The sequence below is a fragment of the Mesorhizobium sp. M4B.F.Ca.ET.143.01.1.1 genome, assembly GCF_004792275.1.
Classification (GTDB): domain Bacteria; phylum Pseudomonadota; class Alphaproteobacteria; order Rhizobiales; family Rhizobiaceae; genus Mesorhizobium; species Mesorhizobium abyssinicae.
Map to the genome: position 1 here is coordinate 258881 of NZ_SRSR01000005.1, position 19884 is coordinate 278764.

The 19884-nt window shown below is 65.4% G+C and carries 19 protein-coding genes; 8 read left to right on the forward strand and 11 right to left on the reverse strand.

Annotated elements, in window-relative coordinates; genetic code table 11:
* Nucleotides 1-30: 30 nt before the first annotated feature.
* From EN786_RS14865 to EN786_RS14875, 3 genes are all read right to left on the reverse strand, one after another.
* Nucleotides 31-1050, reverse strand: a complete 1020-nt coding sequence (locus EN786_RS14865) for a LacI family DNA-binding transcriptional regulator (protein ID WP_189340658.1) — start codon at nucleotides 1048-1050, stop codon at nucleotides 31-33.
* A 48-nt stretch (nucleotides 1051-1098) separates the two neighbouring features.
* The gene (locus EN786_RS14870; RefSeq protein ID WP_127311614.1) at nucleotides 1099-2133 is read right to left on the reverse strand and encodes an L-idonate 5-dehydrogenase; all 1035 of its coding nucleotides are present in this window, start codon (nucleotides 2131-2133) and stop codon (nucleotides 1099-1101) included.
* Nucleotides 2134-2200: 67 nt separating this feature from the next.
* Nucleotides 2201-3148 (reverse strand): 2-hydroxyacid dehydrogenase, encoded by a 948-nt coding sequence (locus EN786_RS14875; protein ID WP_135908636.1) that lies wholly within the window; start codon nucleotides 3146-3148, stop codon nucleotides 2201-2203.
* Nucleotides 3149-3225: 77 nt separating this feature from the next.
* Between EN786_RS14875 and EN786_RS14880 the strand changes: the two genes are divergently transcribed.
* The 4 genes from EN786_RS14880 to EN786_RS14895 are packed head-to-tail and all read left to right on the forward strand — an operon-like array spanning nucleotide 3226 to nucleotide 5702.
* The gene (locus EN786_RS14880) at nucleotides 3226-3981 is read left to right on the forward strand and encodes an SDR family oxidoreductase (protein WP_135908638.1); all 756 of its coding nucleotides are present in this window, start codon (nucleotides 3226-3228) and stop codon (nucleotides 3979-3981) included.
* 13 nt (nucleotides 3982-3994) lie between these two features.
* Nucleotides 3995-4486, forward strand: a complete 492-nt coding sequence (locus tag EN786_RS14885; RefSeq protein WP_245478312.1) for a gluconokinase — start codon at nucleotides 3995-3997, stop codon at nucleotides 4484-4486.
* The gene (locus EN786_RS14890) at nucleotides 4483-5364 is read left to right on the forward strand and encodes an NAD(P)-dependent oxidoreductase (protein WP_127310511.1); all 882 of its coding nucleotides are present in this window, start codon (nucleotides 4483-4485) and stop codon (nucleotides 5362-5364) included. Before EN786_RS14885 ends, EN786_RS14890 begins: the two co-directional genes overlap by 4 nt.
* Nucleotides 5361-5702 (forward strand): hypothetical protein, encoded by a 342-nt coding sequence (locus EN786_RS14895; protein WP_127283432.1) that lies wholly within the window; start codon nucleotides 5361-5363, stop codon nucleotides 5700-5702. Before EN786_RS14890 ends, EN786_RS14895 begins: the two co-directional genes overlap by 4 nt.
* A gap of 42 nt (nucleotides 5703-5744) precedes the next feature.
* On the opposite strand, the gene EN786_RS14900 is transcribed toward EN786_RS14895, so the two are convergent.
* The 3 genes from EN786_RS14900 to EN786_RS14910 form a co-directional block, all read right to left on the reverse strand.
* Nucleotides 5745-6131 (reverse strand): response regulator, encoded by a 387-nt coding sequence (locus EN786_RS14900; protein ID WP_127283433.1) that lies wholly within the window; start codon nucleotides 6129-6131, stop codon nucleotides 5745-5747.
* Nucleotides 6091-9726, reverse strand: coding sequence for a chemotaxis protein CheB (locus tag EN786_RS14905; protein WP_189340543.1), 3636 nt, complete (start codon nucleotides 9724-9726; stop codon nucleotides 6091-6093). Before EN786_RS14905 ends, EN786_RS14900 begins: the two co-directional genes overlap by 41 nt.
* Before the next feature lie 409 nt (nucleotides 9727-10135).
* Nucleotides 10136-11029, reverse strand: coding sequence for a LysR family transcriptional regulator (locus EN786_RS14910; protein WP_127310513.1), 894 nt, complete (start codon nucleotides 11027-11029; stop codon nucleotides 10136-10138).
* A 205-nt stretch (nucleotides 11030-11234) separates the two neighbouring features.
* On the opposite strand from EN786_RS14910, the gene EN786_RS14915 reads away from it, so the two are divergent.
* Complete coding sequence (locus EN786_RS14915) at nucleotides 11235-11630, forward strand: cupin domain-containing protein (protein WP_127310514.1); 396 nt, start codon at nucleotides 11235-11237, stop codon at nucleotides 11628-11630.
* Between the two features lie 25 nt (nucleotides 11631-11655).
* Nucleotides 11656-12672 (forward strand): zinc-dependent alcohol dehydrogenase family protein, encoded by a 1017-nt coding sequence (locus EN786_RS14920; protein WP_127310515.1) that lies wholly within the window; start codon nucleotides 11656-11658, stop codon nucleotides 12670-12672.
* Nucleotides 12673-12678: 6 nt separating this feature from the next.
* Here EN786_RS14920 and EN786_RS14925 read toward each other — a convergent pair whose 3' ends face one another.
* Nucleotides 12679-13206, reverse strand: a complete 528-nt coding sequence (locus EN786_RS14925) for a hypothetical protein (protein ID WP_127310516.1) — start codon at nucleotides 13204-13206, stop codon at nucleotides 12679-12681.
* Between the two features lie 108 nt (nucleotides 13207-13314).
* Between EN786_RS14925 and EN786_RS14930 the strand changes: the two genes are divergently transcribed.
* Entirely contained in the window at nucleotides 13315-15651 is a 2337-nt protein-coding gene (locus EN786_RS14930; protein WP_127310517.1) for a response regulator, read from the forward strand.
* Between the two features lie 239 nt (nucleotides 15652-15890).
* Here EN786_RS14930 and EN786_RS14940 read toward each other — a convergent pair whose 3' ends face one another.
* The 3 genes from EN786_RS14940 to EN786_RS14950 all read right to left on the reverse strand — a co-directional run bounded on the left by EN786_RS14940 (nucleotide 15891) and on the right by EN786_RS14950 (nucleotide 18513).
* Nucleotides 15891-16745 (reverse strand): lytic transglycosylase domain-containing protein, encoded by an 855-nt coding sequence (locus EN786_RS14940; protein ID WP_135908640.1) that lies wholly within the window; start codon nucleotides 16743-16745, stop codon nucleotides 15891-15893.
* A 5-nt stretch (nucleotides 16746-16750) separates the two neighbouring features.
* Nucleotides 16751-18001 (reverse strand): flavodoxin-dependent (E)-4-hydroxy-3-methylbut-2-enyl-diphosphate synthase, encoded by a 1251-nt coding sequence (ispG, locus tag EN786_RS14945; RefSeq protein WP_127283441.1) that lies wholly within the window; start codon nucleotides 17999-18001, stop codon nucleotides 16751-16753.
* A 332-nt stretch (nucleotides 18002-18333) separates the two neighbouring features.
* Entirely contained in the window at nucleotides 18334-18513 is a 180-nt protein-coding gene (locus EN786_RS14950; protein ID WP_006203778.1) for a YdcH family protein, read from the reverse strand.
* Between the two features lie 242 nt (nucleotides 18514-18755).
* Here EN786_RS14950 and EN786_RS14955 point away from each other — a divergent pair, with 242 nt between their 5' ends.
* Nucleotides 18756-18959 carry a YdcH family protein gene (locus tag EN786_RS14955; protein ID WP_126057933.1) on the forward strand — a complete coding sequence of 68 codons (204 nt, stop codon included), beginning with the start codon at nucleotides 18756-18758 and terminating at the stop codon, nucleotides 18957-18959.
* 30 nt (nucleotides 18960-18989) lie between these two features.
* Here EN786_RS14955 and EN786_RS14960 read toward each other — a convergent pair whose 3' ends face one another.
* A complete protein-coding gene (locus EN786_RS14960) occupies nucleotides 18990-19790 on the reverse strand; it encodes an IclR family transcriptional regulator (RefSeq protein WP_127283442.1) in 801 nt (266 codons plus the stop codon).
* Nucleotides 19791-19884 lie beyond the last annotated feature (94 nt).

Below are 19884 nucleotides of genomic sequence, written 5' to 3' on the forward strand. Positions count from 1 at the left end.
CGGGATCCCGCCGGCCGTTGATCTTTCCAATCAGGCCGTGTGGCGTGCGATCACCTTGGGCGTCATGCCGACCACGACCCGGTCGTCGGGTTCCCGCCGCCCATTGAGCAGGTCAAGCACCAGTTCGGCGACGCGGATGCCGATCTCATGCGCGCCGACGTCGATCGTGGTGATCGACGGCACCGACTGCTCGGCAAGGTCATAGGCACCGAAGCCGGCGATTGCGACGTCGTCGGGAACGCGGATGCCGCGCCGCAGGCATTCCATAAGCGCGCCGAAGGCGGAAAGGTCCGACACGCACATCACCGCCTGGGTGTCCGGCCAGCGCGAGATCATCTCGACCATTGCGGCAGCGCCCTCGCGCATCGAGATCGGCGGCACGCCGGAGGCGATGACGCGCGAGGCGTCGAGGCCGCGGTCCTGCAGCGCCGCCACGAAGCCGCGCCGGCGGTCGAGGCCGCGCGTATCGCGCGAGGTGTCGCCGCCGATGAAGCCGAGCCGCGAATAACCGCGCGCGACGAGATGATCGACCATCAGCCGCCCGGCCTCGGCGTTGGAGAAGCCGACGACGTGGCCGATCGGGTCGCTCGGCAGATCCCACGTCTCCACCACCGGCACGCCGGCATTGGCCAGCATCTTGCGGCAGCGCGGCGTGTGCCTGCCGCCGGTGACGATGATCGCTTCCGGCCGCCGCTGCAGCAACTGCCCGACCAGGCGCTCTTCCTCCTCGACATTGTAGTCGGTGAAGCCGAGCAGGATTTCCAGCCCGCTGTCGCGCAGGCCCTCGGTCATGCCGCGCACCGTGTCGGCGAAGTTGGCATTGTTGATCGATGGGATCGTCACCGCGACGAAACCGGAGCGCCGCGAGGAAAGGTTGGCGGCGATGCTGTCGAAGACATAGCCGAGCTCTTCAGCCGCCTGCAGGATGCGGTCTCGCGTGTCGGCGCTGACCGAGGCGTCGCGCTTGAAGGCGCGCGAGACGGTCATCGTCGAGACGTTGGCGCGATGCGCGACATCGGCCATGGTCGGGCGTTTGGGCGAGGACTGCATGGTCGTACGTTATCGATATCACAACGGAATGCAACGCGCCGCCGACGCTTATGCAAAGGCGATCTGGACCTTCATCGCCCGGCTTCGGTCGTTGGCAAGCTCGAAGCCGGAAAGCGCCTCGTCGAACGCCACCGTGTGGGTGATCAGCGGCTTGACGTCGATCAGCCCCTTGCGCATCAGCCCGACGCCGACGGCGAATTCCGGATGGAAGCGGAACGAGCCGTTGATCGACAGTTCCTTGGCGGTGACCGTCGACATCGGCAGCGCCATCTCGGCGCCGCCGAGGCCGAGCTGCATGATCGTGCCGCGCGGACGCGTCGCCGCGATGCCTTGCGCCAGCGCCGCCGCCGCGCCCGAGCATTCGTAGAGGATGTCGAACGTCCCCTTGTCGGCGAGATAGGGCGCCAGCCCCTCCGGATCTGTCCGCGTGTTGATCGCTTTGTCGGCGCCGGCGCGCAGCGCCATCGACAGGGTGAAATCGGCGAGGTCGACGGCGACGATCTCGGCCGCGCCCGCGCGCCGGGCACTGAGGATCGACAACAGGCCGATCGGCCCGCAGCCGGTCACCAGCACGCGCTTGCCCAGCATCTCGCCGGCCCGGCGCGTGGCGTGGAGGCAGACCGCCAGAGGTTCGGCCATCGCCGCTTCGCCGGCGCTCAAGCCATCGGCCGGCACGCATTGCGGCGCGTCGGCCACCAGCATTTCACGGAACGCGCCCTGGATGTGCGGGAACGGCATGGCGCTGCCGTAGAATCGCATGTTGAGGCACTGGTTGTGCATCCCCTCGCGGCAGTAGCGGCAGCCGTAGCAGGGCCGCGACGGCGAGACCGCGACCAGTTGGCCAGGCTCGAGCCCGCTGACGCCCGGACCGAGCTTCTCGATCACGCCGGAGACCTCATGGCCGAGGATCATCGGCTCCTTCAGGCGCACCGTTCCGAAGCCGCCATGATTGTAGTAGTGGAGGTCGCTGCCGCAGATACCGCCGGCGGCAAGACGCAACAGCACCTGGCCCGGTCCCGGCTCCTCGACGGGACGGTCCTCGATGCGCAGGTCCTTGGCGGCGTGGATGACGATCGACTTCATGGTGGGCGAACTCCTCGAGCAATACCAGGAAAAGTGGATGACGGTTTTCCGTCCGGGATTGCGTAAGCTAAAGCACCGGCGAGATGAGTGGCTGGCCGGCGAAATGAGCGGCGAGGTTGTCGCGCACCAGTCTGCCCATCGCCTTGCGCGTTTCGACCGTGCCCGAGGCATGGTGCGGCTGCAAAAGCACGTTGTCGAGCGCCAGGAAGCGTGGATTGAGTTTCGGCTCGCCTTCGAAGACGTCGAGCGCGGCCGAACCCAGCCCCTTGTTCTCGAGCGCGTCGAGCAGCGCGTCCTCGTCGATGTTGGAGGCGCGCGAGATGTTGATCAGCATGCCTTCCTCGCCGAGCGCCGCGATCACCTCGCTGTCGACGATGTGACGCGTCGCGGCGGAAGCGGCAAGCGTCACGAACAGGAAGTCCGAACGCCTGGCCAGCGCGACGGGATCGGCGAGGAACTCCCAATCGGCGGCAAAGTCCTTCGGCGCGACGTCGCTGTAGGCGATTTCCATGCCGAAGCCGGCAAGGCGCTTGGCCACCTCATAGCCGATGCGGCCGAGGCCGAGCACGCCGGCCCGCCGTCCCCAGACGCGGCGCTTGAGCGGATAGAGCCCCTTCGCCGCCCAGCTGCCGTCGCGCACCCAGCGCTCCGCGCCGATCATGCCGCGCGACAGGCACAGCATCATGGCGATGCCGAGATCGGCGACGTCATTGGTCAGCACGTCCGGCGTGTTGGTGACGCGCACGCCGCGTTCCCGGCAGGCCACGAGGTCGACCGCGTCGAAACCGACGCCATAGACGGAAACGAGTTCGAGCGACGGGCAGGCCTCGATCATGGCGCGGTTGGCGCCAAGCTCGCCGCGCGTGGCAATGCCGCGCACGAGCGGTCCGACCTCGGCGAGAAAGGCCGGCTTGTCGTCGGCCGCGAAATAGCGGTGCACCGTGAAGGCTTCGTTGAGCGGCTCCTCGTCCCACGCGGGATAGGATCCAACCTGAAGGATGTGAGGCCGCTGCATCGTATTCGCTCCACTTGACTTGACAGATGATGTTATCGATAACATAAGACGCTCAGCGACGAGAGGCAATCAGGAAAATGTCGTCCAAACTGTTCGATCTCAGCGGGCGCACCGCGCTCGTAACCGGCTCCTCGCAAGGCATCGGCTTTGCCTTGGCCAAGGGCCTCGCCGAAGCCGGCGCCAAAGTGGTCCTCAATGGCCGCGACGAAGCTAAGCTGCGTGCCGCGGCAGCGGACATTCCGGGCGCCGCGACGCTCGCCTTCGACGCGACCGACCATGATGCGGTCCGTGCCGCCATCGACGCTTTCGAGCTTGCCGGCGGGTCGATCGACATCCTGGTCAACAATGCCGGCATGCAGTTCCGCACGCCGCTCGAGGATTTTCCTGCCGACGCCTTCGAGCGCCTGCTGCAGACCAACATCGCCAGCGTCTTCCATGTCGGCCAGGCGGTGGCGCGGCACATGATCGCGCGCGGCCGCGGCAAGATCATCAACATCGCCAGCGTCCAGACCGCGCTCGCCCGCCCCGGCATCGCGCCCTACACCGCGACCAAGGGCGCGGTCGGCAATTTGACCAAGGGCATGGCGACCGACTGGGCGAAGCACGGGTTGCAATGCAATGCCATTGCGCCCGGCTATTTCGACACGCCACTCAATGCAGCCCTCGTCGCCGACCAGGCTTTCAGCGCCTGGCTCGAAAAACGCACGCCGGCCGGCCGCTGGGGCAAGGTCGAGGAACTGGTCGGCGCCTGCGTCTTCCTGGCCTCCGAGGCGTCATCCTTTGTCAACGGACACATTCTCTATGTCGATGGCGGCATCACGGCTTCGATCTGATCCCCCACCGCGCATGGTGGTCATGGGCGTCACCGGTTCCGGCAAGACGACGGTCGGCGAGGCGCTCGCCGATGCGATCTCGGCGACATATGTGGATGGCGACAAGCTGCACCCGCAGGCCAACATCGCCAAGATGAGCGCCGGCATTCCGCTCGACGATGCCGACAGGTGGCCCTGGCTGGCCAAGGTCGGCGAAACGCTGCGGCAACGGCCCGCGCCGGTCATTGTCGGCTGCTCGGCGCTGAAACGCGCCTATCGCGATTTCATCACCGAGCAGGCGGGCGCGCCGGTGCTGTTCATCTATCTCGACGGGTCGCGCGCACTGATCTCGAAGCGCATGCATGAGCGTACCGGCCACTTCATGCCCACCAGTCTGCTCGACAGCCAGTTCGCGACGTTGGAGGTGCCGGGCAAGGACGAGAATGCGATCGCGGTGACAATCGACGCGGAGCTCGATGAGATCGTCGCCGACATAGCAGCCAGGTTCGCGGGAGGACCGACATGACCAACAAAGTGGCACTGATTGGCGCCGGCGCCATGGGTGGAGCGATCGGCGAGCGCCTGCTCGCCACTGGCAATCGCCTCGCCGTCTTCGACCTCGACAAGGCCAAGGTGGAAGTGCTGGTCGCCAAGGGCGCGACCGCGATGGCGAGCGCGGCCGAGGCTGCCGGCGCGGCCGGCTACGTCATTCTCAGCCTCAATTCGGCGGCGATTGTGCGCCGCGCCGTGTTCGGCGATGCCGGCGTGGCCGCCGGCGCGAAGCCCAGCACGCTGATCATCGACATGTCGTCAATCGATCCCGACGCGACGCGCCAGCTCGCCGCCGACGCGAGCGACAAGGGTCTGCGCTGGGTCGACAGCCCACTCTCCGGCGGTGCGCCGAAGGCGCTGATCGGCGCGTTGACGCTGATGGCCGGCGGCGAGGCCGAGGATGTCGCGGATGCCCACACTGTGCTGCGCGACGTCGCGGCCAATTACACGCATATGGGCCCGGCCGGCGCCGGCCAGACGACCAAGCTGATCAACCAGGTGCTGTGCGCGCTGAATTTCATGGCCGTGGCGGAGGCGACCCGGCTGGCGCTCGACGCCGGCGTCGACGCGCTCAAGATCCCGCAGGCGCTCAAGGGCGGCCGCGCCGACAGCGCCATCCTGCAGGAATACCTGCCGCGCTTCGCCACCCGCGACTACCGCCGCACCGGCCGCATCGACAACATGGTCAAGGACCTCAACGCCGCCCAGGACTTGGCGCGGCGCACGCATACGGCGATGCCGCTGACGGCGCTCTGCGCCGAGGTGCACCGGCTGCTGACCGCCGCCGGACTGGGCGGCGAGGACCAGGCCGCACTGATGGAATTCTTCCAACGCAAAGAGGACGGCAAATGATCACGCGCTACGCACTGTTCGAAGGCAAGGTGAAGGACGGCCAGACGGAAGCGTTCCGCAGGGACGTGATCGAGACCGTCCTGCCCAAATGGAAAGCCTTCCCGGGCGCGCTCGATGTCCGCGTCTCCTTCGCCGAGAAGCGCGACGACGGGGCGCCGGAATTCCCGATGATCCTGGCGATCAACTACCGCGACCTGGCGGCGGTTGACGCGGCTCTCGCCAGTCCCGCCCGCGCCGAATCGCGCGCCGCGACCGAGGCGGTGCTGTCGCGATATTTCGAGGGCCGCATCCACCACCATGTCACGATCGCCAATGAGTTTCCCCTGGCGGGCGATTGACCGGCAACTGGGCCGGCCGTAGCCGTGAAACGGTGAACGGCCCTAGGGTTCGATGTGTTGCCGAAGTCCGGCCCGCGCTGACGCTTGCTCGATCGTCCGCCTCAGCTCGTCAGGGTCGTATGGCTTCTGGAGCGTGAGTTCGTTTTCGAAATCGCCCGTCAGTCCGTCGGAGCCGTAGCCGGTGGCGAACACGAACGGGATGCCGCGCCGACGCAGGATTTCAGCCACGGGAAACGACTTTGTGCCGGCGAGGTTTATGTCGAGGATGGCCAGGTCGATATCCGCCTGGTCGGCGAACGTCATGGCCTCGCCCACCTGGGCAAGCGATCCTACCACCTGGTGTCCCATTTCGAGCAGAAGATCTTCCAAAAGCATGGCGACGAGGAATTCATCCTCGAGAATCAGAACCCGTTTCGCCTGCCCGGTCACCCTGTGCTCCAAGCATCTGCCCGGCGGGTAGCGGGGCAATCATTGTACACACAATTCCAGTCGACGCGTAGTCAACGCGCACTTCGCCGCCGAGTTCCGACGCCAGGGCGCGTTCTATCAGGCGCGAACCGAAGCCCTTGTTCTTCGGTTTGGCAACCGGAGGGCCGCCGCTCTCTTGCCAATGCAGGACGAGCCGGCGATCGGCATTCTCGCCTTCTACCTGCCACACGATCACGACATCGCCTTCCTCGGACGACAATGCGCCGTACTTGGCGGCGTTGGTGGTGAGTTCGTGCAGTGCCATGGAGACTGCAAGCGCCGCGCCTGGCGCCAGCCGGACGGGAGGACCTTCGATCCGGAAGCGGTTTTCTCCGCCCGCATGCGGCTTGACCGTATCGGAGACGATGTCGCCGAGATCCGCGCTCTGCCAGTTTTCGCGCGTCAAGATGTTCTGCGCGTTTGCGAGATTGATGAGCCGCGCGCCGAACGCTTCCCGCGCTTCGTCCAGCGTCGAGGCGTGGCCGAGGGTCTGGGAAGCGATGGACTGGACCACCGCCAGCGTATTTTTGACGCGGTGGTTGAGTTCGGACATGAGCGTTTTGCGATGTCTTTCCGACTGTCTGCGCTCGGTGATGTCCTCGATGGCGAGCAGGATAAGCTCCTCGCGTCCGGCTGCCTGGGACAGTTTGCGGGCATTGAGCAGCATGGAGCGCCGCCCGATATCGCGAAATTCATGCTCGACCTCGTAGTCGGTCACCTCCTGGTTTTTCGACAGCACCTCGTCGAGAAGCGTTCGCAGCGCGGGGATGTCCCACTGTCCGTTGCCGAGACCGTACAGCAGGCTGCCTAGGGTGTCCTTCGCCGCAACCCTGAACAGCTCATAGAAGGCCGCATTGGCCGACTGGACGTGAAGTTCGGCGTCCAGGACCAGCAAGGGCTGCCGCACCGTGCCGACGATCGCCTCGGCATAGATCCTCGCCTCGTTGCCCGCCTCGGCGGCTGCCCTGCGCTCGGTGATGTCGTTGAAGGTGATCACGACGCCGGCGATGTGATTGTCGCGCGTCCGGTAGGGAAGCATGCGCCGCAGGTACCAACGCCCCGCATCGCTCGGCACCTCGGCCTCGATGGTGGTGAGTTTCCTCAGCACCGTCTCGGCGTCCGACAAAAGCTTGTCGTCGGAGAACTTCCGGGCGAAGTGGGCGATCGGCCGGCCGACGTCCGATGTCACCAGATCGAAAAGTTCCTTTGTCGCCGGCGCGAACCAGTTGATCGCCAGCTTGTTGTCGAGGAACAACGTCGCCGTTTCCGAACCCGCCAGCAGATTGTTCAGGTCGTTCGAACTGCGCTCCAGCTCCGCGATCTTGTGCTGGAGCTGGCTGTTGACGGTGTTCAGTTCCTCGTTGAAGGACTGCAGCTCCTCCTTGGAGGTTTCCAGTTCTTCGTTGGTGGACTGAAGCTCCTCGTTCATCGAGGTCGCTTCCTCGTTCGAGGCCTTCAATTCCTCGTTGGCGGTCTCCAGATGTTCGATGGTGTTGCGCAACTCGGCGCGCATCGAAACCAGCTCCTCCTGGAGCGCGCGCTCGCCGGAGGATGTTTCGCTGGCATCTTCGCGAACGGGCGGCTGCCTGGATTCGCCGGCTGGCGCAGCCGGCTCGAAGCTCACCAGGGCGAATCTGCCGCCATGCGGTTGAGCAGCCAGCGGCACCACTGTCATGGCGACATCCGTCGACCCGCTCCTGTGCAGGCGGCCCTGGACGGTGACGCTCTTGTCGCTCTTCAAGGCGTCGCGTATCGCGCTGCGAAGGTTGATCGCCAGACCGTCCCGCGCCATGGCCAGAATGTCCCTGGTCGGCTCCCCGGATGGCTGTTCCAGATAGTCGCGCGTCGTTCCGTGGAAGTAGACGACACGCCCCTTCTGGTCGATCAGCACCGAGGCCGGAGCGTAGCGTTCCAGCAAAGCGCGGCGCGCTATGTCGACGACAGGTGCGGAGGCGTTTTCCGCTGGCATGGACGGCGGCGCGGCGGCCCCTGCGGCGGTTCCGATCGCTCCGCGCGGCAGCCGATAGTCGATGAGGTCGTGCCGGGTAGACCCGAGCCGGCGGTATATCCGCCATTTCTTCGAAACTGTTTCGAACAGATCGTCATGCCGCCCGATTGTCTCGGCATTGCCGAGAAACAGATGCCCGTCGGGACGCAAGGCGAAATGAAACTGGCCGAGGACGCGTTGCTGCGCCTCCGGTTCCAGGTAAATCAGGAAATTGCGGCACGAAATGATGTCCAATCGCGAGAACGGCGGATCGCGCAGCAGGTTCTGCGCGGCGAACACCACCATGTCGCGAAGGTCCTTGCTGACCTGAAAGGACCCGTCAAGCCTTTCGAAGAAGCGGCGGACCCGCTCTGGCGGAAAACCCGCCAGCGCCGCCGTCGGGTAGATGCCGTCGCGCGCCTTGCGCAAATTGCCTTCCTGGGCGTCCGTGGCGAACACCTTCAGGTCGAAGCGCTTGCCGGCGGCTTCCGCATGCTCGGCAATCAGCATGGCTACCGAATAGGCTTCCTCGCCCGTAGCGCAGGCGGGCACCCAGACACGCACCGACTCGCCACTCGCCCGCTCAGCCACGAGAGGTGCGATCACCAGCTCGCCCAGCGCGTTCCATGCCTCGGCGTCGCGGAAGAAGCCGGTGACGCTGATCATCAGATCGGCGACCACCATGGTCACCTCTTCCGAACTGGTTCGCAGGTCGTCGAGGTAATCGGCAAGTTTCTCGATGTTCCGCAGTCCCATGCGACGATGGACGCGCCGCCTGAGCGTGTTGCGCTTGTAGCTGCTGAAATCGTGTCCGTCGCGGGCGCGCAGGATCTCCAGAACGTCCTCGATCGTTGCCTCACCCTTCGGGACGACCGGTTCGACCTCCGCCGGGGCGGAGACATAGCCATGATGGACATAGGCGAGCAGCGTCGCCGCCATCTTTTCGGGGGCCAGCACGTGGTCGGCAAGGCCGGCGGCGATCGCGCTGCGTGGCATGCCGTCGAACTTGGCCGTCTCCGGCGCCTGGACCAGGCTCATGCCGCCTTCGGCCCGGATCTCCTTCAATCCTTCCGTGCCATTGCTGCCGGTGCCGGAAAGCACGATCGCCACCGAACGCTCGCGCTGCTCGGTGGCGATCGAAGCAAACAAGACATCGACCGGATGCCGCTGGCCGCGAGGTTGCGACGGCCTCGACACTTTCAAACCGCCCTTCACCAATTTGAGGTCGGTATCGGGGGCGATCACATAAACATGGTCTGGTGCGATCGCCATGCCGTCCTCGACCTGCACCACCGGCATCCTGGTGCGGCCGCTCAAAATCCGGGCCATCTCGCTTTCGCGCTTTGGGTCGAGATGCAGCACCACGACGAAGGCGCAACCACTGTCGGCCGACATGGCATCGAAGAAGCTGCCCAGCGCCTCGATGCCGCCTGCCGAGGCGCCGATCCCGACGACGGGAATCGCGTCGTTCGGGCGGCGATCGGTGCCGTCTTCCTCGGCGGCGTGCGTTCGGTTTGCCCGCGTGCCGCTTCCCGAACGGCCTTGTTTCTTGCTTGGTTCTTTGGCCATGTCGCCCGTCAAAAATGCATGGCCGGGGATCACCCAGCGGGGACCGTCTGCGTTCCCGGCATGGTGTGAATCTTGCACGGATGCGGTGCAATCGCAAACAAAAGCGCGGCCCGAGACATATGCGACAATTCCGGCCGGATGTCCTGCCGATCGCCGCGGCCCCGCGCCCGCTACGGCGCTATCTCGCTGACAGCCAGGCCCCGAAACGCGCGCACCTTGGCGGATCGCCTCTGCATTGATGGCGACCCGCGACGGCTGACCGGCGGAGACCCTCGCCGGCCTGTCCCCTGGCGAAGTGCGCTCGCGGATCTGAGCGGCAATGACCCGAAAGGGTCGACCGCGCGAGTTCATGACCGGCGAGACCATCGACGGCGGGCAGCGGCTGATTTGGCCAACAAGCTCCTGCCCCTCAGCTCCGGTGCCGCAGCGCCTCGACGATCACCGCCAATGCCGGCGAGAGCTGCCGCCGGCTCGGATAGTAGAGATGATAGCCGGCGAAGGGCGGGCTCCAGTCGCCGAGCACCAGCGTCAGCCGTCCCTCGGCGATGTGGCGGCTGACAAGGCTTTCCGGCACATAGGCGATGCCTGAGCCGCTGATCGCGGCGTCGACCATCGGGATGGTCGAGTTGAAGGTGAGTTGGCCCTCCACCCGGACCCTGAGATCGCGGCCGTCCTTGGCGAATTCCCACGCATAGAGGCCCCCGAACGTCGTCAGCCGCAGGTTGATGCAGTCGTGCGCGACCAGATCCTGCGGCGTCCTGGGCACCGGGCGGCGAGCGAAATAGTCTGGCGAGGCGACGGCCACCAGCCGCCAGTCCGGGCCGATCCGCACCGCGATCATGTCCTTGTCGATGCTCTCGCCGAGCCGCACGCCGGCATCGAAGCGCTCCTCGACGATGTTGCGCATGCCGTTGTCGCTATAGAGCTCGACATTGAGGTCGGGATAGTCGCGCAGCATCGGCTCGAGCTTTGGCCAGACGGTCGACTGCAGCGCATGGTCGGAGAGCGTGATGCGGACCGTTCCCGACGGCTTGTCGCGAAAGGCCACCAGGCTTGCGAGGTCAGCTTCGATCTCTTCGAAACGCGGCACGAGCGACTGGTAGAGCCGCTCGCCCGCATCGGTCGGCGCGACGCTTCGCGTCGTGCGCGTCAGCAGCCGAACACCCAGCCGCGCTTCCAGCTCCTTGATCGTGTGGCTGAGCGTCGACTGCGAGGTTCCGAGCTTCGCCGCCGCCCTGGTGAAGCTGCGCTCGCGCGCAACCGCCACGAACCAGAGCAGATCCTTCATGCCGTCGCGCTGCATCGCTTCCTTGTACCAGATTTATATCAAATCTCGATAAGTCCATGCGGATTATATCGCCTATTCGAACGAGGTCGACCGCAATATGTTCCCCGCAAGTCGGCGCAGGAGGCTCTCCGGCGCGCCGGTCGGGCTCGGCCGACTGGGTCGAAGATCCCGCAACCGCCCTGCGGCCGCCCACATTGAACGCATCAGACGAGAGATCACCATGGACATTATTCGCGCCGGCACGAGACCCTCCGCCAACGGCCCCTCGGACTGGTTCACCGGCACGGTCCGTATCGATTCGCTCTTCAATCCCTTCGATGCCGCGCGGGTGCAGGGCGCTCAGGTGACCTTCGAGCCGGGCGCCCGCACCGCATGGCACACGCATCCGCTGGGACAGACGCTGGTCGTCGTCTCCGGCTTCGGCCGTGTGCAGCGCGAAGGCGGTCCGGTCGAAGAGATCCGGCCGGGCGATGTCGTCTGGTTCGCGCCCGGCGAAAAACACTGGCACGGCGCGTCGCCCAACACCGCGATGGTCCACATCGCGGTCCAGGAGCCCAGGGACGGCAAGACCGTGGACTGGCTGGAACATGTCAGCGACGCCGATTACGGCGCCTGATCCCGATCGAACGAAAGGAAGAAAAATGCTCGCAACCGTTCTCCACAAGCCCGGCGACATCCGCTGCGAGGAAGTCGCCGATCCGAAAATCCTTCACCCGACGGACGCCATCATCAAGCTGTCGGCGAGTTGCATCTGCGGTTCGGATCTGTGGCCCTATCGCGGGCTGCAGCCGGTGGACGGCCCGATGCACATGGGCCACGAATATTGCGGCATCGTCGTCGAGGTCGGCGCAGAGGTGCGTAACGTCCGCCCCGGCCAGTTCGTCGTCGGCTCGTTCTGCCTCTCCGACAACACCTGCCCGCATTGCCGCTTCGGCTTCCAGTCTTCCTGCGTGCAGCGCGAGTTCATGTCGGGCGCGCAAGCGCCTTACGCCCGCGTGGCGCAGGCCGACGGCACGCTGGTGGCTACCGCGGAGGTTCCACCGGCCGAACTGGTGCCTGACCTCTTGGCCGTCTCGGACGTGCTCGGCACCGGCTGGTATGCGGCCGACGCGGCCGAGGTGCGGCAAGGATCGACCGTGGTCGTGGTCGGTGACGGCGCCGTCGGCCTGATGGGCGTTCTTGCGGCGAGGGAGATGGGCGCGGAGCGCATCATCGCCATGAGCCGCCACGCAAGCCGCCAGAGACTCGCACGCGAGTTCGGCGCCACCGACATCGTGGCCGAGCGCGGCGAGGAAGGCGTGGCGCGCATCAAGGACCTTACCAGAGGCGTCGGCGCCGACTCGGTGCTGGAATGCGTCGGCACGGCCGAATCCTTCGACCAGGCGTTGGCCGTCTCGCGACCCGGCGGCACCATCGGCTATGTCGGCGTGCCGCATGACGTTTCCCTGGACGGACAGCGCCTGTTCTTCGGCCAGAAGCGCATGCTCGGCGGCCCGGCGCCCGTCCGCCGCTTCCTGCCCGACCTGATGGATCGCGTGCTCAAGGGCAGGATCAAGCCCGGCAAGGTCTTCGACCTGCAGCTGCCGCTGGCGGAAGTCGCCGAAGGCTACCGCGCCATGGACGAACGTCGCGCGATCAAGGTGATGCTTTCCGTTTAGCCGGCTTCAGTTGCCGGGAAGCGTGGTCCACAGCTTGGCGGCAAAACCGCGCTTGTCGAGCTGCCACGGGTTGCCGGTGACCACCGCCTTGCCGTTCCGGCATTTGTAGGAATAGACGGCGTCGTGGCCGGTCGCGAAGGCCGGCACGACGTCGTCATTCGGGTTGGCGTTGCAGAATCCATCCGCGCCGGGATTGTCGCGCGCGGCGTTCATCCTGGCGCAAGGCAGGTTGGCGCCGACGAAGCAGACCAGCACCTTGCCGTTCATGCAGCGATAGCTGGCCTGTGCCTGCAATTCGGACTCCTGCGGCGCGGCTTTGGCGTCCGGAAACAGCTTTTTGAACGCTTTGGGCGTGCCGTCGTAAAGGTCGTGCGAATAGGGGCGGATCGTGTCGTCGTTCTTCACCTGTCGGCACAATTCTTGGAGGTTCGTGGTCGTGGCTGCCGCCGCGCCACTTGGGGCGGCGACCCACCAGGCGAAGGTCGACAGCAGCACAGAAGCGAAGCCGATCGCCGAAAAGCCCAATGCCCGCATTTTGACGTCCTCAGCAAACTGCGCGGCGACTGCCGCGCGAACGAAATCTTAATGTAAATCAAGCGTAATCCCGACAATTAAAATTATGCGTATGTGTTGGGGTTGCGCATGCCGGAATATTCTTCCTTCATCCGGTCGATCCGGGTCCGTTATCTCTCGGGATTGCTGATTTTCGCGCTGGCCTCCACCGCGGTCATGTTCGCGCTCAACCGGGTCAACTCCTTCCGTCACAACGTAGACGCGCTGAGCAGCAATCTGGTCATTTTCGGCCGCGATCTGCGCAACGCCACCAATTTCGCCGAGACCACCGGCACCGCCTGGCGTGCCGAGACGCGCGATGGGCTGGTGGCGTCGGCGCGCGGCCATTCCGAGCGGCTCTCCGGCGAGATCGAGGCCTTGACCGCCCAGCTTGCCGCCATCAGGCCGCGCCTGTCGAAGAGCACCGTCAACGACCTCGATTCCACGTCCGTCAACGGCGACCTGTTCTGGTCGGCACGCGACATGGTGCGCAACTTCAATCTGATGTCGGTGGCGCAGAAGGTCGATGAATGGAGCTACCGCGAGATCCGCAACCAGAACGACCTGTTTGCCCAGCCGATGCTGGTTCGCGTCCGCACCGCGATGGACAATGAGCGCCATCTGGCCGACGCCGCCAGCGACAGGCTGCTTCTGTGGGCGAGCGGGCTGTTGTTCGCCGTGCTCGCCATCGTCGCCTTCTGGGTCTTCAGGCCGATGGAAAAGGCGATCCGCCGCGCCTTCGCCGAGACCGCCGCCTCGCTGTTCAAGGCCGAGGCGGCCGACCGCGCCAAGTCGGAATTCCTGGCCAATATGAGCCACGAGATCCGCACGCCGATGAACGGCGTGCTCGGCATGGCCGAGCTTCTGGCCAAGACCGAACTGACGACGCGCCAGAAGACCTTCACCGACGTCATCGTCAAGTCCGGCAACGCGCTGCTCACCATCATCAACGACATCCTCGACTTCTCCAAGATCAATGCCGGGCAGATGATGCTCGACCCGGCGCCCTTCCGCCTGGCGGAAGCGGTCGAGGATGTGGCCACGCTGGTGTCGGCGCGGGTCGCCGAGAAGAACATCGAGCTCATCGTCCGTGTCGATCCGCGCCTGCCGTCCTTCGTCGTCGGCGATGCCGGGCGCTTCCGCCAGATCGTCACCAACCTGGTCGGCAACGCGGTGAAGTTCACCGAGAAGGGCCACGTGCTGGTCGATGTCGGCGGCGAGGTGACGGACGGCGTCGTCCAGCTCAAGGTGCGCGTCGAGGACACTGGCATCGGCATTCCGGCCGAGAAGCTGCAGAACGTGTTCGAGAAGTTCGCGCAGGTCGACGGCTCCTCGACGCGCCGTCATGAGGGCACCGGCCTCGGCCTGGCGATCGCCGCCCGCCTTGTCGACCTGATGGGCGGCAAGATCGGCGTCGAGAGCGAGATCGGCCGCGGCTCGGTGTTCTGGTTCGCCGTGCCGCTGCCGGCGCACAGCCAGGACTCGCGCGACGAGATCGTGCCGGTCGACGTCACCGGCGCCCGCGTGCTGGTCATCGACGACAACCCGGTCAACCGCGAGATTCTGCTGGAGCAGTTGCGAAGCTGGAGCTTCGACTGCGCCGCCGCCGAAAGCGGCGCCGTCGGCCTTGCCTTCCTCGATCGCGCCAGCCAGCTCGGCGCCGCCGTAGACTGCATCATCCTCGACTATCAGATGCCGGGCATGAACGGCGCCGACGTCGCCAAGGCGATTGCCGCCGACAGCCGCATGTCCGCAATCCCGGTGGTCATCCTGACCTCGGTCGACCAGGTCGATTTCGGCAAGATGGTCATCGATTTCGGAATCGCCGCGCATCTGACCAAGCCGGCGCGCTCGGCCGTCCTGCTCGGCACCGTCATCTCGGTCATCCAGAAGGCGCGCTCGCAGGTCGGCAAGGCACGCTTCGTCCGCGAGGCGGTCGCCCCGCAGGCAGCGCCCGCACCCGCCTTCACCGTCATCCGCGGTCCGGCCATGCCGGCGCCCGCCGCACCGGAACCGGCTACCGCCGCGAACGGCCCGATCGACATCCTGATCGCCGAGGACAATGACGTGAACCAGCTGGTCTTCGGCCAGATCCTCAACGGTCTCGGCCTAAGCTACCGCATCGCCGGCAATGGCCGCACGGCCGTCGAGATGTACAAGGCGCTGCGGCCGAGGCTGATCCTGATGGATGTCTCCATGCCCGAGATGAACGGCTACGAGGCGACCGGCGCCATCCGCCAGATCGAACGGCAGAGCGGCAACCACACGCCGATCATCGGCGTCACCGCGCACGCGCTGAAGGGCGACCGCGAAAAGTGCATCGAGGCCGGCATGGACGACTATCTGCCGAAGCCGATCTCGCCCGACCGCCTCGGCAGCAAGATCGGCACCTGGCTCAGCGAGACGGTGGCGGTGAAGACGGCGTGAGGCTAGGACCTGATTGCGACCAACAACCTACCGCCGAGTTCCTTCGCGCCCCCCTCTGGCCTGCCGGCCATCTCCCCCACGGGTGGAGAGATTAGCTGTCATCACGGCTTTCGCCAATCTTCAGCGTTGAGGGACGAACGCAATCAACGAAGCGGCTAATCTCCCCCCTCGTGGGGGAGATGTCCGGCAGGACAGAGGGGGGCGCTGTCCCGCCGACCTCTCCAAATCCTTGCCCTACCTTACCGATTGCGCACCACCAGGCAGGCGCCGCCGACGCCGTGCAGTTTCTGGCAGATGCCATTCGCCTCGCCCCGGCTGTCGGCGCCGATCCGCACCGCGTAGATGCCGCGCCGGCCGATCGGCGTACGCACCCGGCTTACCACCGGATCATGATTGGAAAGCAGCGCCGGGAAACGGCTCCTGACCCTCAGCCATTGGCCGACCGCGGCGCTGCGGCGGAAATTGCCGGCCACCTGCACGCCCCAGGGCTTGACGTTGATCGAGGCCATGGCAACGGTCTGCGACATGATCACCGGCAGCTTGCGGCAGGCGGCGGCAAAGCTTGCCTTGGCATCGAGCGGCTCGATCTTGCCGGCATAGGAACTATCCGAGAATTTGTCGACCGCCTCGCCCATGACATCGAAGACATAGCTCTCGGTCTCCATCGGCAGGAAGCCGCCGGAGCCGAGCCAGCGCGACACCCGGTTCTCGCCGGCATTGTAGGCGGCGGCGGCAAGGCCAAGATTGCCGTAGCTGACCTTCATCTCGGCAAGGTATTTCGCCGAGGCGGGGATCGCCTGCTCGATGTCGAAGGGGTTGGCCAGTCCCCGCATCTTGGCCGTGCCCGGCATGAACTGGGCAATGCCCTCGGCGCCGACGGGGCTCACCGCATTGGGATCGAAGCGGCTTTCCTTCCAGATCAGCCGGGCGAAGAAGTCCTTGGGCAGGCCGTTGCCGACGGCATGCGCCTCGATCAGATTGCAGACCTTGCCGATGAGTCGCTGCTTGGCCGACGGCGGCGGATCGGCTTGAGCGATGGTCACCCAGCCTGCCCCGCACAACAGGATCAGCGTCGCCCTGAGGAAACGCCGCATCGGATCTACTCTGCCGCTGCCTTGCCGCGTCCGTAGCGCTGCTCGATATAGTCGGCGACCATCTTCTCGAAATCCTGGGCGATCGACGGGCCGCGCAAGGTCGCCGCCTTCTTGCCGTCGACGAATACCGGCGCCGTCGGCGTCTCGCCGGTGCCGGGCAGCGAAATGCCGATATCGGCATGCTTGGATTCGCCCGGACCGTTGACGATGCAGCCCATCACCGCGACCTTGAGGTTTTCCACGCCGGGATACTTTTCGCGCCACACCGGCATGTTCTTGCGCAGGTCGGCCTGGATGTTCTGCGCCAGTTCCTGGAATACGGTGGACGTCGTGCGGCCGCAGCCGGGGCAGGCCGCGACGATCGGCACGAACTGGCGAAAGCCCATCGTCTGCAGCAGTTCCTGCGACACCTGCACCTCGCGGGTGCGGTCGCCGTTCGGCTCCGGCGTCAGCGAGATGCGGATGGTGTCGCCGATGCCTTGCTGCAGAAGGATGCCCATGGCGGCGGACGAGGCAACGATGCCCTTGGTGCCCATGCCGGCCTCGGTCAGGCCGAGATGCAGCGCATGGTTGGAGCGGGTGGCAAGCTCGGCGTAGACGGCGATCAGGTCCTGCACGCCGCTGACCTTGGCCGACAGGATGATCTTGTCGCGGCCAAGGCCGATCTCCTCGGCCATTTCGGCCGACAGGATCGCCGACTGCACGATCGCCTCGCGCGTCACCTCCTGCGCGGTCAGCGGAAAGCCCCGGGCCTGGTTCTCGTCCATCAGTCGCGTCAGCAGCTGCTGGTCGAGCGAGCCCCAGTTGACGCCGATGCGCACCGGCTTGTCGTATTTGATCGCCATCTCGACGATCGCAGCGAACTGCCGGTCCTTCTTGTCCTTGAAGCCGACATTGCCGGGGTTGATGCGGTATTTGGCCAGCGCCTCGGCACAGGCCGGATGATCGGCGAGCAGCTTGTGGCCGATATAGTGGAAATCGCCGACCAGCGGCACATTGATGCCGAGCCGCGCCAGCCGGTCGCGGATGGCCGGCACGGCGGCGGCGCTTTCATCGCGATCGACGGTGATGCGCACGATCTCGGAGCCGGCGCGGTGCAGCGCCGCGACCTGGGCGACGGTCTGGTCGATGTCGGCGGTGTCGGTGTTGGTCATCGACTGCACGACGACCGGCGCGCCGCCACCGACGACCACGCCGCCGACGGAAACGCCGACCGATGTCCGGCGCGGGAAGGGAGAGGAAAAATATCCGGTCATGCCGGCTGCCTTTTGCTCAGAGCAGTATGCTCAAGGGTCCGGGCATGAGGTGGAGGAGCAAAGATGGCTTGTCAATGGCAACGGCCGAGCGGAAGCCGCAAATTGGCGGGGCGGCGATGCGACCGTTGCGCACCGCGGCGGCCGGCTGCCGGCCACCCGCATGCCAGAGATGAATGGCGAGAACGGTCCGACATATGGCGCCCGAGGCACGCGATCCGCATGCCTTAAGCCGTGGGAACCTTTATCGGGATAAAGAAGGAAACATCTCCGGCGACAGGCTGCCACCGGAGAGATGATCGCACCAAAGGCGGCGCGGCTTTGTTAAAGGAGCGTCAGTGCGTCGTCGGTTTCGCCTTCAGCTTTTCAATCTCGTCCTTGATTGCCAGCTTGCGCCGCTTGAGATTCACGATTTCGAGGTCGTCGACCGACGGATGGTTCATCGCATCGGTGATCTCGCGCTCGATGTCACCGTGTTTCCGCTGCAACTCATCAAGATGGGATGCAAGAGACATGATTGGTTCTCCCTTTCATGATTTTCCTCGATTGCAGCCGCCAAAATGCGCCCACCGCCAGTCCGCATCTGTGACAGCACGATGACACTCTGCCACCAACCGATCTCGATGTCGAATGCCGCGTGGTAGCATTCCACGACAATGTGAAATGTGATATGAGCGGCCCGCCGGTTGCAAAATCCCACCGGCCCCGCCCAATCAGGCCCATCTCTTGGGCGCCGCAGACGTGCAGACGGTAGAGAATGTCCGAACAGGAACAGGCCGAGATCCGGCTCGAATTTTCCCGCCTGAAGCAGGAACACGCCGATTTCGACGCCGCCATCAATGCGATGATCGCCACCGGCTGCGACCCCCTGCAGATTCAGCGCATGAAGAAGAAGAAACTCTTCCTCAAGGACCGGCTGATGGCGCTGGAAGACCGCATCATCCCCGACATCATCGCCTGACGCGCGGCCGGGCGTCCCGGCCCGATCGGCTCACGCCGCGATCGACAGCCGTGCCGCGCGCTCGCGCAGCAGAGCGATGAGTTCGGCTGTCCGCTCCTCGGATGTGTCTATCGGAACGACAAGGCACATCGTTGCCTCGACCTTGCCCGGCGCCGAAAATACCGGCGCTGCCAGGCACTTGGTGTAGGCGTCGACGAGCCCGGAGGTCACGCAATAGCCGGTGGCCCGCGCCTTGCCGATGTCGTCGATGAAATCGTCGAGCTTGAGCTTGCGGCCATCCGGCAGGATGAGGTCGGCCTCGGATACCATGGCTTCGATCCGGTCCCGGTCGAAGCCCGCAAGCAGCAGCCTGCCGGAAGCGGTCCAGGGGAGCGGTATCTGCAGGCCGGTGGCCGAGCTGATGCGGAACGGCCTCGTGCCGGGACTGGAATGGATGATCGTGTAGCGGCCGCTCTGCAGCATGCACAATTCGGATGTCTCGCCCGTCTCGTGCGAAAGCGTGTCGACCTCCTGCCGCCCGCGCCGCAGCATGTCGTTGCCGCGCATATAGGCCATTCCATAGAGGTAGAGCTTCTTGCCGAAATAGACCCGGTTGCCGTCGCCGGTCAGCTCCAGCAGCCCGGCGTCGACCAGCTCGCGCACCAGCGTGTAGGTCGTCGATCGCGGCGCGTTCACCCCCTTGGCCAGCTCGCCTATGCCGATCGCGCGCTGGGTGGCGTGCAGGAAGTCCAGAATGTGCAGCACCCGGTTGAGGCCCTTCTCGCGTGAGTTCGCGGGCTTCTCCTCGTCCGTTCCGGTCTGCCACTCCGCGAGTGTTTCGCCATCTTGCATTGTCGATTCCTGATGTTAGTATTGTCTTGTACAGGATACACGCGTCTCTTGTAAGAGACAATCGCCTTGTCGATCACCGACGCGTGTATCGCTC